Genomic DNA, 15,059 nt, shown 5'->3' with positions numbered 1-15,059 from the left:
AAGGTGGCGAAGCCACCTTTATTTTATTTTTAATTCAAAGAAATGGAAGCAATTCAAACAGAAAATAAAACAGCCGAAAGCATTCAAAAACTTTTTAAAAGTTCGGACTGTGTTAGAATACCAGCATATCAAAGAGCTTACAGTTGGGGCGACAAACAATGTTCTCAATTTCTTGAAGACCTTTTAGAACAAAAAGGAAAGAAATATTATTTAGGGCAATTCCTTTTTGAAAAAGATGGAAACACACTTTTTATAATTGACGGACAGCAAAGACTTACAACAACAATTCTTTTTCTTTCTGCAATCGCCAAAATCAAAATTCTAAAAGGCGAAAACATTGACAGCATTAGAGAAATCTATTTGACAGACGTTTTCAAGACTATTGATGACGACCAAGTGATTTTCAAAAAAGTAACTCAAAAACATTTGGTTTCAGCAATTGACGACACCGAAACAATTTCACAAAAGAGAATTATTGAAGCGTTTAACTTCTTTGAAACAGAGTTGAGCAAACTTGACAATGAGAATTTAAACTTAATTCAGCAGACATTAGAAAATGCTGTAATCAGCACATTTTATATTACCAATAAAGTTGAAGCAACACAGGTTTTTGAATATCAAAACAATCGTGGCAAAGAACTTTCAAGATTTGAAGTAATCAAAGCATATTTAATGCACCAGATTTACATTCAAAGCACAAACAACAACCAAGCAAACAATGACATTGCGGAAATTCAAAGCATTATTTCCAAAACATACCGATACATTGAAGCAGTTGAAGGCTACTTCACGGAAAATGAACTTTTAGATAATTACTGCAATTTGTTTTTCAACATTGGTGGTAACATTGAAACCATAAAAGAAAAGTTAAACAAAGAAGAAAATAAAACGCAATGGATAAAGTTGTTCTTTGAAAACTTCGTTGAACTAACTCATAGTGCTAAAAGTATTGTAAGTAACAAAAACCAATCAGATATTACAAACCTATTTTTTGTTGGTAACGAAGCAAATTGGAAACTTGTTTTGCTGACAATTTTCTACAAGGGAGAAGTAACAGGCGACACATTCAAAAAGATTTTGAAATTATTAGAAGTGCTTTGCTTCAAACTTAAACTTGGCGACTATCGGACAGACTATTTGCCTCATTATTCAAAGCAGTATTTCAACCCAAAGGTTGCTTACAATATTGACAATCTGTATCAAGACATTAAGAACGTAACAGAAGCAGGATTTAAGTGGTATTGGAATGACGGAGACAGATTTAAAAACATAATCACAAACTATTTTGACAACGAAAAATGGCATTACAACCGAAATACAATCAAGTTTGTTTTGTGGCAATACGAAAACAGTTTAAGACTTAAAAACCGTTCAGGTGCATTGTTAGACAAAGACCTCTATAACAGTTATACTATTGAACATATCAAACCACAAAACCCGACAGACGAAGAATACAGCGAAGAGTTTAGAAAGAACTTTTTACAACTTGCAGGCAACTTGGCTTTATTGACACAGAGCCAAAACAGTAAGTTCGGTAACAAATCCTTTGACATGAAAAGTGAATTGTTTCAGGACACAGCTTTATCAAGTTACACAGAAATCAGAGAAAAAACTCAATGGACAGAAACAGAAATTACGGAACGACACAAACGTATTTCTGACTTTGCTAAACACTATTTTGACACGACCAACATATGACGACCGAAAGAAACACAGCAGGTAACAGCGGTTTTGCAAAAAAGCGGGTTCAGTGGTTAATTGAACATTCTACCTCGTATCAACATTTGTGGTTTATTGACAGTTTAGTGCTTCGAAATCCGCTTCTTCGCAAAGCCGCAAAACGTTATGTGCAAGCACCAAAAAAACCGCTGACAGACAATGAATCCCCTAATCGACCAATTTAAAAAATATGGAAACCTAACTTTGGAATTGGAAGCCGAACTAAAAAGCAAAATCAAATTTCTGAAAAAACAAAAAGGAGATTTTTTATTGAAATCTGGACAAGTAATTTCTAACTTGTTTGTAATTGAGAAAGGACTTGTCCGCTCTTTTTACCAATCGAACGAAAGAGAAATAAATGTTTGGTTTGGTTTTGAGAATACAACATTAGGTTCTGTTATGCCTCTATTTTTTGATAAACCCTCAATCGAAAACATTCAGTTTTTGGAAGATTCAACTTTGTATTATATTTCGAGTAACGACCTAAACGAACTCTATAAAGTTTCATTGCAAATGAATATAATCGGAAGAAAAATGGCAGAAGAATATTGTAAAATTTTAGAAGAGCGTTCTTTTTCATTACAAACACATTCAGCCGAAGAACGCTACAATGATTTCCTGAAACGTGAACCAGAAGCTATCTTACGAATTTCATTAGGACACATCGCCTCATATTTAGGAATTTCTCAAGAAACACTCAGTCGTATAAGAAAGAAATAACGATTTTGACATTTATCAAAAAAGGCATCTCTATTTTATTGTTTCTTTGCATCAGTATAAATAATAGGACAATGAAATATTTATTTTTAGGGTTAGCAATCGTTTTTGAAGTTGTAGGTACTAGTTTTATGAAAACCTCAAACGGGTTTTCAAAGTTATTGCCAACGGCTGTTACAGTATTAGCTTATATCACTTGCTTTTTCTTCTTTTCACAAGCATTAAAATCCATTAACTTAGGTATAGCGTATGCTATTTGGGGAGGTTTAGGAATCGTATTAACTGCAATGATTTCGGTAGTGGTTTTTAAGCAATCTTTGGACATTCCTGCAATAATTGGAATAGTTCTAATAGTTGCTGGAGTTATAGTGATGAACTTTTTTTCAAAATCAGCAATACACTAACAATGCCTGCACATAACAAGGTATTGCCAAAAGCGGGGCTGAAAGGCTTCGATTGAGCATTTGTGCAAGGTTCAACATTCGTACTTCGATTGAACTTTAGTGCTAAAAACCCCGCCTTCGGCAATACCCAAAACGTTAGCGGTCATTGTAAATGTACAAGCATTAAACGCCCGACAAAAAAACTAACACTTCGTTGGTCTTGTTAATTATTTTTCGCAACTCGACATTTTTGTTTATATTTGTGCCATTATGAGGCAATAATATTTTCATAGCGTTCTACGCTTTTTTTCTTAACCAAATCTGGTTGATGTAAATCGTCAGCAAAAAGTGGACTGATTTAGTTCAAAACTAAGAGAGTGTTTTCAAAATCCTTAAATTTGAATTATTATGAAAACACCCAAGAAAAAAACAGCAGAGAATTTCATCAAAGACATTCGTAGAAACACACGAAGAATCTTTAGTTCTGAACAAAAAATTCAGATTGTTATGGAAGCTTTACGAGCAGAAATGTCAGTTGCAGAATTGTGTCGTAAGTATTCCATTAATGAATCTCAGTTTTATAAGTGGAACAAAGAATTTTTGGAAGCAGGTAAAAAGCGTTTAGCAGGCGATGTAACAAGAGAAGCTACGAGTGATGAAGTATCAGAGCTCAAGAAAGAAAATCAGTCTTTAAAAGTAATGATTGCCGATTTAGTTTTACGCTACGATATTGTAAAAAAAAGCTTGGACATGCTGGATTAACTGAAAAGTTTAAGAAATATATGCGACTTACAGTATCCGAAAAACAAGAAATCATTCACATGGTTACTCGTTCAGAAATTGGCGTAAATCGAACACTTCGGGAGATTGGAATCAATAAAAGTACGTTTTACAATTGGTATCATGCTTACAGCGAAAATGGTGTTGAAGGATTGCTTCCAACCAAAAGAGCAGCAAACAGGCAATGGAATAGCATTCCACAAGAGCAGAAGAATTTGGTTGTAAAATTAGCTTTAGATTATCCTGATTTGTCTTCTCGAGAATTAGCCTATAAAATCACTGATGAACAACAGATATTCCTATCAGAATCAAGTGTTTATCGGATTTTAAAGTCAAGAGGTTTAATTACAGCTCCAGCTCATATTTTTCTGAGTGCAGGTAATGAATTTACAGACAAAACAGGCTTTGTTCATCAAATGTGGCAAACGGATTTTACCTATTTTAAAATATTGGGTTGGGGTTGGTATTACTTGAGTACGGTTTTAGATGATTACAGCCGATACATTGTGCATTGGGAACTTTGCTCAAGCATGAAAGCCGATGATGTAAAAAGAACTGTGGATACTGCCATTAAAAAAGCAAAATTGGTAACTAAACAAAAACCAAAACTCTTGTCAGACAATGGTTCGTGCTATATTGCAAGCGAATTAAAAACGTATTTAAAAGACAATTATCAAATGCAACAAGTACATGGCAGACCCAATCATCCACAAACACAAGGAAAAATTGAACGCTATCACAGAACTATGAAAAACGTGGTAAAACTTGATAATTACTTTGCTCCCGAAGAATTAGAAGCTGCTTTAGAAAAGTTTGTTTATCGCTATAACAATGAACGCTATCATGAATCATTAAACAACTTAACCCCAGCAGATGTCTATTTTGGAAGAGGTGAAATGATTTTAAAAGAACGTGAACGATTAAAGAAAATGGCTATTATTGGCCGAAGAAATGAGTACCAAAAATTAAAATTAACAACAAATCAAAAAAAACATTTATCTTTGAATTATTAACTAAATACTCTCTTAGGAAAAGTCCACTTTAGTTTGAAGACGTACATGGTTGAGACTCTTCTTAATTGAATTTATTATTAACAAACTGCATTATACTTTTCAGAGTAATGCTATAATTTATCGCTTCATAAAAATGAAATCAAATCATAAATCAACACTCATATTTGTATTAATAGTTGTCGTAATTGACACCGCAGGTTTTGGACTAATTTTTCCAGTTCTACCACAACTACTAATTAATCTACTTCATTCAGACATCAGCACAGCCGCCAAATACGGAGGCTGGCTCTCATTTGCTTATGCAATTATGCAATTTGTTTTTGCACCAGTTTTAGGGAATTTAAGCGACCAATATGGCAGGCGACCAGTACTTTTAAGCTCATTGTTTGGGTTTAGCATCGACTGCATTTTTCTTGCTTTTGCACCAAGTATTTTGTGGCTTTTTGTTGGGCGGACAATTGCAGGTATAACAGGAGCAAGCTATTCCGTTGCATCTGCTTGTGTTGCCGACATTAGCACAGACGATAATAGAACTAAAAATTTCGGACTTATAAACGCAGGCTTTGGTTTGGGGTTTATAATTGGACCCATAATTGGCGGAACATTGGGACAATTCGGAACTCATACACCCTTTATTGTTGCTGCTATTTTAAGTTTTATCAATTTTATTTTCGGCTATTACTTTTTCCCGGAATCGTTAAAAGCAAATAACCGCAGGAAATTTGAATGGAAAAGAGCTAATCCATTTGGTTCCCTCAAACACTTACAGAAATTCCCATTGATAAAAACTTTAGTGCTATCAATGATTTTTGTTTCCATCGCTAATCACAGTATGGAAAGTGTTTGGGCATTTTTCACCATTGAAAAATTTAAGTGGAGCACCTCTCTTGTTGGCTACTCATTAGCATTTATAGGCATTCTATCAATTATCGTTCAGTTATGGTTAGTCAGTATTTTGGCAAAAAAATTGGGCGACAAACGAATGGCAGTATTAGGATTTGTACTTATGATGACGGGCTTTTTTCTGTTTGCTTTTACACCGTGGCAATGGTTGCTCTTTACCGCTTTATTACTTTTCATAGTTGGTGGAATTCAAGGCACAGCCGTTCAAAGTATTATGTCTTCTGCAATGCCCGACAACGAACAAGGTGAACTTCAAGGTGCTTTAGGCAGTTTAATGGGCTTGACAACTCTGATTGCACCACCGTTAATGACAAGCAGTTTTTCTTACTTTACGGGAAAACAATCCGAGATTTATTTTCCAGGAATTCCTTTTTTAATTGCTTCAATATTGACATTAATTAGTTTAATTTTGTTTCTTAAAAGTTTTAAAAAATCAAATAGACTGATAAAATCGGTGGACAAGTAATGACCATATAGACAGAAAACAACGAACCGCTAACAGCACCTAAAAAAAATGGCGGGCGAAGTGCGAATATAAACAGTTGTGCAACTAATAAACATTGTGCGTTTAGACAGTTTAGTGTTCCAAAGCCGCCACTTCTTTTAGCCGCAACCCGTTGCACGAAACCTTTGACCAACGTTGTCGGAAAATCGCTTGCAGACAGAAAACTGAACTAAGCAAGGAAATTGAAGAAACGATTAGAATCTAACAAGGTATAATGTAGCGTGTAGCGGGGAAAAGAAGCCGAACAGAAACCCGAAAATGATAGTAGGCAAAATTAAATAAATTTATAAATATGATTAAAACAATTAAATCGTTCATCGTTCTTTCATTATCATTAGGAGTTCTTTATTCTTGTAGTAATCAAGATGAAGTCACAACAGAACCACAAACTGAAAACTTAAATTATAAGACAGTTAAAATAGGCAACTTTACGTCAGCTGAAATTGGAGATTTACATAATAAAGCATTACAATCTTTAAAAGACAATGGTAAAGTAAAAGGTTCTAAAGAGGAAATCATTTTAACACTTCAAAATTCAAATTTTGATAGTAGAGTTTCAGATGTGGACATTTCAAATGCTACGAATAATTTATATCAAATTAAATTTTTTCAGAAAGCTCAAAATTCAACTTTGTCAAAAGTGGAAAATGTTGAACAACTTCAAGAAGATGCTCTTAACTTTTTAGTTTCCAAAAATGAAATCTCATTAGGAGCAAAAGATGAAATTAATAATTTGTCAACATTAAGTATTCCTGAAATGAAAACTAAAACAGATGAATTGTTATTATCAAGTGTTTATACTGCAAAAGAAAAACAATATTTTGCAGTTTATACAAACGTTTATGAAAATTCCAATAAGTTTTGGAATCCAAATAATACAACTGCACGTTGGCAACCATATGCTGCTGATGCTGTTGGCGGAATATTAGGTTTATACGGTGGTCCAGTTTGGTCTATTGTTCAAGGAGCTTTACTTTCTGCTGCTTTTGATTAATTTTTTTCTAACAAAACCATCAGTAAATTAATTTTACTGATGGTTTTTAAATTTTATATTATGACAAAAAAAATCATCCTAGTTTTACTGTCTTTAGTTTTTATCATTTTATTTATAGATTATTTCTTAAACTATTTTACACTTTTTCAAAAGTATATGCTTTCTATTTTATCTCTCATTTTTGGACTTATAATTTATCCAATAAATTTAAAGTTTAAAAACATTGAGGATTTTATGATATTACCAGTTTTAGCAATATCAGTATTTAATATTTTAAACATTTTTTATTTAAAAATTTATTCACCCAAGATTATTTTATTTAACATTTTGATAGGTTTATTCTGCTTTTTGCAATATTTCTATTATCGAAAAAAACGAATTATCGAGAATTAAGGCATCGTGCAACAAGCGTTTTGCAAGATTGCGGGTTTTGGGCTTTTTTAGAAACTAAAGTGCTAATACAAAGTTTAGTAATTATCAGAAACTTTAGTGCTAAAAGCCCGCAACCTCGCAAAGCGCTGGGACGTTGTGCGTAATTTCATCGAAAAATCTAAAATATGAAAATAGCTATTTCATCATTCTGCTGGGAATGCTTTGCAAAGACTGATCAATCTAAAGAAGCATACGATGAACTCGAAAAAAAATTAAATTCAAAAGTTGATTATGAAGTTGAGTTAGATAATGAGAATATCCATCTATTTATTTGTTCTGAAGGACACAAAAGTTATACTCAACTTCAAGAACAAAAATTTCAAATCTTATTCGATTTAGCTTCTATGGCTCTAAATGATGGATACACTAAAGAAGCTGTTTCAAGTTATTCTGGTGCTTTAGAAAGATTTATAGAATATTATATTCTTGTGAATTCACTTAAAAATTCAGTAACATTAGAAGATTTTACAAAAATCTGGAAACAGATGTCGAATCAATCCGAAAGACAGCTTGGTGCTTACTTTATAATAAGACTACAAGAAGGTAATCCTACAAATTGGGATGAAAAAAAATCTTCTTTCAGAAATAATGTTATTCATAAAGGATATATTCCTTCTTCAGACGAAGCAATTGAATATGGTCAATATGTACTAACATTTATTAGAACAAGTTTAAAAGAGTTAAACGATACTAGTAAAGAATTTTTAGAGAAAGCAACTTTTATACATTTAAGCAAAAATGGAGAAAAATTACCTAAAAATATAAGAATGTCTACTGGTTCAATTCCTACGATTATAACTTTAAGAGGAATAGAATCAGAGGAGTATGGAAATAAAACTTTAAAAGAAGAACTAGATTCAATTAGAGAAAATGGATTCTATAAGCATTTTTATAGAAAAAAAATATAAAAAACTACGCACAACAGGCGTTTGGCAAGATTGCGAATTTTGTAGTAAATACACGTTTAATTCTCGCAAGAAATTTTATCTTTGATAGAAAATAATAGGTTCCGAAGTTCGCAACCTCGCCAAGCGCCGGAACGTTATGTGCCATTTTAAGAAGACCGTACAGACGACAAACAATTAGACAAAAAACTGAATTTTCAAGACCAGAACAACAACTAAAAATTGTAACTTTGCATAAAAAAATATTTGAATGGAATTAGCCGTAAAACAAAGTACAAAAAATAAATTTGGACAATACTTTACACCAAAAGTAGTTGCTGATTTTATGATTGAAATGGCTAACATTTCACAAAAATCAAAAATTTTAGAACCTTCTTGTGGAGAAGGCGTATTTTTAGACCTATTAAAACAAAAAGGATTTAATGATTTAACAGCATTTGAGATAGACCAAGAATTAGCACAAGAATTTGATTGTGTAAGATATGAGAGTTTTATATCTGCAAAAATTGACGAAAAGTTCGATTTAATTATTGGTAATCCGCCTTATATCCGTTGGAAAAATCTTGAAGATGAACTAAAACAAGAACTTTCTAATAATCCAATTTGGAATAAATATTTTAACTCACTTTGCGACTATCTATATATTTTCATTCTAAAATCTATCGAGTTACTTAATGACAACGGACAACTTATTTTTATTTGTCCTGAATATTGGATGAATACTACTCATTCCATTTCATTAAGAAATTATATGGTTCAAAATGGCTATTTTGAAGAAATTTATCACTTCAATGAAACACCAATTTTTGATAAAGTAACCGTTTCTATTGTGATTTTTAAGTTTGTCAAAAGCAAACATAAATCGAACAAAATTAAAGTGGCTAAATTTTATGCAAACCAAAAACTGACAAATGAAACGCTTCAAAAACTGAAATTTCAAGTTGAATTGAAAGATGCAGAGTATTTAAAAGTAACCCAATTCAAAACAAATGAAAGATGGCTTTTACAATCAGATGAAGTACGTGAGGAATTACAAATTTTAGAAACTAACTGCTTAAAGAAAAATCAAAACACATTACTTAATTTGTTTGATGACAACAAACAAGAGTTTCATACTATCGGAGAATTTTGTGATATTGGCAATGGCTTGGTTAGTGGTTTGGACAAGGCATTTCAAGTAAATGGACACGTTTTAACAGAAAATGAACTCAACGCTACAATTAATGTAGTTAAAGCAAAAGATTTGAAGCCTTTTGTAATAGACAGTATAACAAAATACATTTACATAAACGAAGGATTAGAAGAAGAAGATTTTAAACAAACGTATCCTAATTTTTATAATCATTTTCAAAAATACAAATCGGATTTAGACAAAAGATACCAATATAATAGAAATATAAATTATTGGGAATGGGTTTTTTTACGGAATTTCAATTTATTCAAAAAAGAAGAAAAACGAATTTTTGTTCCTTGTAAAGAGCGAATTTCTAATAAAGATTATTTTCGTTTTTCTTTGGTAGATGAAGGCGTTTTTCCGACACAAGATGTAACTGCAATATTTAGAAAACCTAATACAAAAGAAAGTATTGAATATATTTTAGGGTACCTAAACAATCCAATTGTTTTTGATTGGCTAAAATGTAATGGTATAGTAAAAGGTAATATTGTAGAGTTTTCTGAAAAACCAATATCAAGTATTCCTTTTAGAGTGATTGATTGGACAAATGAAAAAGAAGTGGAATTACACAATTCAATTTCAGAACAAACCAAAAATTATCTAAAAAATCAAGACAAGTCTTTTCTTGAATTGATAAATCAATCATTTAACAAATTATTTAACATAACACGATGAACGTAAATTATACAGAATTAATCAAAAACGTAAAGGGAACTTATGTACAAAAACCACTTTCAGGAACTTTATCAGGACATTCGGCAGGTGAACCTTTTGACAAACACGTTTATAGTGAAATAAAAAAGCAATTACCCGATAATACATTTAGACAATACGAATATTTAAACGATTTATATAGTAAAAACGCTGAAATCATAGGCGTTGAAGCAAGACAAGCCTTGTTTAACTCACCAAGCGTTCTGTTTTTGTTGAGCAGAGGAAAAGAGGCGACAAAAAAGTGGTCGTTAGAAAATCCATTTGATGAAAAACAAGATGATACGGCTGATATTCTCGTTGTAAAAGACGATTTTTATGAAGTAATTGACATAAAGACAAGAAATTTATCAAAAACAGCACAAGCACCAAATATTATTTCAGCGTTCAAATTAGCCCAACTTTGTGCTATTATGTTAGACAACAAAGAGTTTGATAACCTTTCAATTAACTATTTTGAAGTAGATTGGCTTTTAGAAGATGATAAATTGGTGTGCAAAGATGCACATTTTGTAAGTCTATTTAAGTCAATCCCAGAAAATTTGTATATCAATTGGGCTGCTGCTATGCAAATTCAATTTCACGTATGCAATTTAGACCAAGACTTTAAAGGCACGATTGAAGAGTGGGCAAAAACTTACTTAAAACATTTTGTAGCACAAGTTTACAGGCGTTCGGAATATATGATTGAAAAGTACGCAAAACCATTTGAAAAATATATTGACTAACGAAAAACGGCACATAACAAGGGTTTGCCAAAAGTGGGGCTGAAGTGCTTCATTCAACATTTGTGCTTCTAATAAGCATTTGTGCTAAATTGAAACTTCGTGCTTCTAATCCCCCACCTTCGGCAAGCCACGAAACGTTGTGCGTAATTTCATCGAAAAATCTAAAATATGAAAATAGCTATTTCATCATTCTGCTGGGAATGCTTTGCAAAGACTGATCAATCTAAAGAAGCATACGATGAACTCGAAAAAAAATTAAATTCAAAAGTTGATTATGAAGTTGAGTTAGATAATGAGAATATCCATCTATTTATTTGTTCTGAAGGACACAAAAGTTATACTCAACTTCAAGAACAAAAATTTCAAATCTTATTCGATTTAGCTTCTATGGCTCTAAATGATGGATACACTAAAGAAGCTGTTTCAAGTTATTCTGGTGCTTTAGAAAGATTTATAGAATATTATATTCTTGTGAATTCACTTAAAAATTCAGTAACATTAGAAGATTTTACAAAAATCTGGAAACAGATGTCGAATCAATCCGAAAGACAGCTTGGTGCTTACTTTATAATAAGACTACAAGAAGGTAATCCTACAAATTGGGATGAAAAAAAATCTTCTTTCAGAAATAATGTTATTCATAAAGGATATATTCCTTCTTCAGACGAAGCAATTGAATATGGTCAATATGTACTAACATTTATTAGAACAAGTTTAAAAGAGTTAAACGATACTAGTAAAGAATTTTTAGAGAAAGCAACTTTTATACATTTAAGCAAAAATGGAGAAAAATTACCTAAAAATATAAGAATGTCTACTGGTTCAATTCCTACGATTATAACTTTAAGAGGAATAGAATCAGAGGAGTATGGAAATAAAACTTTAAAAGAAGAACTAGATTCAATTAGAGAAAATGGATTCTATAAGCATTTTTATAGAAAAAAAATATAAAAAACTACGCACAACAGGCGTTTGGCAAGATTGCGAATTTTGTAGTAAATACACGTTTAATTCTCGCAAGAAATTTTATCTTTGATAGAAAATAATAGGTTCCGAAGTTCGCAACCTCGCCAAGCGCCGGAACGTTGTGCGTCATTCTATGGCGACAGTGCAAACATCAACCGACAGTGCTAAAAATGAAACTATAGACTAAAATATTTAACGAATGGACGGAGCATACATAGCACTTAGAGGATATAAATTCCAGTTCGACAGGACTATATTGGAAATATTCAACAATTCGAACAAGACTATTGAAATTGAACAACTCCAAGACTATGGCTTTGACGACTATTTGGTTCAAGTAAAATATCATAATACCGACTACACTCCTGCACAACAAAAACAAAAAATAAAAAAGCCATTAGTTCAACTCTTTGAACAGTATTTAAAAAACAAGACTAAATATTTCATTCTGTTTATTTACTTTAAAGGAATTTCGCCATCGAAGAAAACACTATCAGTTGCAGAACTTGACGCAATACTAGGAAAAATCAAGAAATACACCGCTACGGACAAAGCTGATTTCATTAGTCGTTTCACTTTAATTTATGCAGAAGATTTTGAGAACCAATACAAAGCTGTTATTCAAAAGATAAAGGCTGCATACTCTAAAACAGATAAAGAAGCAGAAATATATTATTCAGTAATTTCAAGTCATTTATTGGATATTGTTACTAATAACCCACCCTCTGTAAATTCAAAAAGGAAAACATCAAAAAGTGAGATTGACAAATTAATTTCTAATGGTAAAAAGCTAATCTTTAAATCTGCATATATTGAAATAGTTGCGAAGGAAAAACAATTAAAACACCTGAATAGATTGTTTTTTAAAACCTCACTAAATACAGAACCCCTTGAAAGAATATTTATAATTGAAGTTAAACCTACAGTTGAAGTTAAACTATTGAAGGAGTTAGTTCTTCTGATAAAAAACAAATGGAGCAAAAACAAAACAAAGACTATTCCCGATACTGACCGATTTGTTCCTTATGTATACTTCAACGGGATACAAGAAAGTGATTTGGTAAAACTAAAAACCGAATTGCAAAATGATGGCTATGTGATTAAAGATGGATACGATTTTATGAATGCAAATTTCAACATTGATAGCATAAATATACGACCCACATTCACAAACAAATTGTTTTTTAAATTTATAAACAAGCAACAAGACCTTGAAGATATATTGAACAACCTGAATAGAACCGGTGAAGTCTATCAATTTTACATTGATAGCCCAGCTACCATTTTGTTCACTGGAAAACATATTGAAATAGAAATCAAAGAAATTGAAGACATTAAAAACATAATCTAATGGCTGAAACAAATGCAAATGGAGAGGTAATCGCTGTCCTACCAAACAAAGTAAAAATTAAAGTTGATGACTTAAATGCTTTTAGAGGAGCAGAACAACTAAAAGTTGGGTCTTACATTCAGATAGCAGACAATGAAAACTCATCAATTAAGCTAATCGCAATTATTGAGAGTTTTCTTATTGAAGTAGCGGACAATGGGGATAGAAAATACTTAATTGAAGCCAATCCACTTGGAACAATCGAAGATGGAAATTTTAGGCGAGGAGGTGATTCTATCGCATTGCCCCCTAAAGAAGCAACAAAGGCATCAACAGAGGATATAAAGGCGATATATTCAAGTGGTAGTAAAGAAAGCAAATATGAAAGGTTTTGTTTTGCTTCATTGGCTCAATCCCCAAAGGAAAGAATTGAAGTTCCAGTAAATGGAAATAAATTTTTCAATAAGCATTTTGCTATTGTTGGTTCAACAGGCTCAGGAAAATCTCATACGACAGCAAAGGTTTTGCAAAATGCAACCATAGAAAAAAAATCAAATTTTAAAGGATTAAACAATTCGCACATTGTAATATTTGATATTCATTCTGAATATTCTACTGCATTTCCTGAAGCAAATATTATTAGTATTGACGACTTAGTTCTCCCATATTGGTTATTAAATGCAGACGAACTTGAAGAACTTTTCTTGGAATCTGGAGATAACAACAACTACAATCAATCTTCAATACTAAGAGCAATTATTACAGAGAATAAGGAATATAATAATCCAGGTGTTGACAGGGTTTATTTTGATAGCCCGTTGAAATTTGACATTAATGAGGTACTCAACTGCTTCAATAACCTTAAACGAGAAACTGTTAACAGTGACAATGAACTGGATATTCAAATTTCACCAAGTCATAAAATATTTACTTCAGAAAAAGAAAAACACGAACATTATTTTAAAGCAGTTTATGATTTTGCAGCAACGAGAAGGGCAAGTGCAGCAGCAGGCCACGGAATTTCTAACGGAATATTCGCAGATGGCAAAATTGACAAGTTTATTTCTCGGTTGTCAGCAAAAGTCAATACACCTCGTTTACAACAATTTTTGTTTGGCACAAAAAGTAAGAAAATTACTTTTGAGGAAACACTTCAACAGTTTCTTGGATATGGTTACAAAGAAGGTGAGCGAAAAAACGCAAAATCAAATGTTACAATTATTGACCTAAGTGGTGTTCCATTTGAAGTTTTAAGCATTACCGTTTCGTTAATTTCTCGTTTACTATTTGACTATTCATATTACTACAAAAAACAGAATGGAGACAACGATATGCCACTCTTATTAGTTTATGAAGAAGCACATAAGTATGTCCCTAAAAGCGACCTTGCGAGGTTTAAATCTTCACGAGCTTCAATTGAAAGAATTGCTAAAGAAGGAAGAAAATATGGAATTTCCTTAGCTATAATAAGTCAACGACCAAGTGAATTATCTGAGACTATATTTTCTCAATGCAATAACTTTATAGCAATGAGGCTCACAAATCCAGATGACCAAAATTATGTAAAACGTTTGTTGCCTGACACACTTGGTTCAGTGACAGATATACTTCCATCTTTGCAATCAGGTGAAGCTTTGTTAATCGGTGAGGCAACAGTAATGCCCTCAATTGTAAAAATTGACAGATGCGAACACGAACCATCTTCCAATGACATTCCGTACCTTGAAAAGTGGAAAAATGAATGGTTTGACAAAGTTGACTTCAAAACTATAACGACAAAATGGACGACATAAAAG

At 32.1% G+C, this 15,059-nt stretch carries 12 protein-coding genes; all 12 read left to right on the top strand.

The genetic code is table 11. From position 1 onward, the window contains the following. Window positions 1-42 precede the first annotated feature (42 nt). On the top strand, window positions 43-1,698 hold the full coding sequence (locus tag ACUXZJ_RS09495; protein WP_446194810.1) for a DUF262 domain-containing protein: 1,656 nt from the start codon (window positions 43-45) through the stop codon (window positions 1,696-1,698). Between the two features lie 180 nt (window positions 1,699-1,878). Continuing rightward, a complete protein-coding gene (locus ACUXZJ_RS09490) occupies window positions 1,879-2,439 on the top strand; it encodes a Crp/Fnr family transcriptional regulator (RefSeq protein ID WP_088420002.1) in 561 nt (186 codons plus the stop codon). A 71-nt stretch (window positions 2,440-2,510) separates the two neighbouring features. Further along, window positions 2,511-2,840: a DMT family transporter gene (locus ACUXZJ_RS09485; RefSeq protein ID WP_088420000.1), complete on the top strand. Its 330-nt coding sequence runs from the start codon at window positions 2,511-2,513 to the stop codon at window positions 2,838-2,840. Between the two features lie 387 nt (window positions 2,841-3,227). Beyond that, window positions 3,228-4,612, top strand: a protein-coding gene (locus tag ACUXZJ_RS09480) for an IS3 family transposase (protein WP_370515718.1) whose coding sequence is annotated in 2 segments (ribosomal slippage) — window positions 3,228-3,543 and window positions 3,543-4,612 — 1,386 coding nt in all. Because the reading frame shifts where the segments join, the coding sequence is not laid out codon by codon here. Between the two features lie 133 nt (window positions 4,613-4,745). Next, window positions 4,746-5,981, top strand: a complete 1,236-nt coding sequence (locus ACUXZJ_RS09475; RefSeq protein ID WP_446194809.1) for a TCR/Tet family MFS transporter — start codon at window positions 4,746-4,748, stop codon at window positions 5,979-5,981. 331 nt (window positions 5,982-6,312) lie between these two features. Next, entirely contained in the window at window positions 6,313-7,014 is a 702-nt protein-coding gene (locus ACUXZJ_RS09470) for a hypothetical protein (protein WP_446194807.1), read from the top strand. Window positions 7,015-7,571: 557 nt separating this feature from the next. Further along, the gene (locus tag ACUXZJ_RS09465; protein WP_081248777.1) at window positions 7,572-8,354 is read left to right on the top strand and encodes a hypothetical protein; all 783 of its coding nucleotides are present in this window, start codon (window positions 7,572-7,574) and stop codon (window positions 8,352-8,354) included. A gap of 247 nt (window positions 8,355-8,601) precedes the next feature. Next, the gene (locus ACUXZJ_RS09460; protein ID WP_446194806.1) at window positions 8,602-10,203 is read left to right on the top strand and encodes an HsdM family class I SAM-dependent methyltransferase; all 1,602 of its coding nucleotides are present in this window, start codon (window positions 8,602-8,604) and stop codon (window positions 10,201-10,203) included. Further along, on the top strand, window positions 10,200-10,967 hold the full coding sequence (locus ACUXZJ_RS09455) for a HincII family type II restriction endonuclease (protein WP_446194805.1): 768 nt from the start codon (window positions 10,200-10,202) through the stop codon (window positions 10,965-10,967). The genes ACUXZJ_RS09460 and ACUXZJ_RS09455 overlap by 4 nt, the downstream gene beginning before the upstream one ends. Window positions 10,968-11,135: 168 nt before the next feature. Then, window positions 11,136-11,918, top strand: a complete 783-nt coding sequence (locus ACUXZJ_RS09450) for a hypothetical protein (protein WP_081248777.1) — start codon at window positions 11,136-11,138, stop codon at window positions 11,916-11,918. Window positions 11,919-12,132: 214 nt separating this feature from the next. Continuing rightward, on the top strand, window positions 12,133-13,284 hold the full coding sequence (locus ACUXZJ_RS09445) for a hypothetical protein (protein ID WP_063744044.1): 1,152 nt from the start codon (window positions 12,133-12,135) through the stop codon (window positions 13,282-13,284). Then, window positions 13,284-15,056 carry an ATP-binding protein gene (locus tag ACUXZJ_RS09440; RefSeq protein ID WP_063744046.1) on the top strand — a complete coding sequence of 591 codons (1,773 nt, stop codon included), beginning with the start codon at window positions 13,284-13,286 and terminating at the stop codon, window positions 15,054-15,056. Before ACUXZJ_RS09445 ends, ACUXZJ_RS09440 begins: the two co-directional genes overlap by 1 nt. The last annotated feature ends 3 nt before the right edge of the window (window positions 15,057-15,059 follow it).

The sequence above is a fragment of the Flavobacterium sp. TN-1 genome (assembly GCF_052828645.1).
This window is presented reverse-complemented; position numbering and strand designations above follow the sequence as displayed.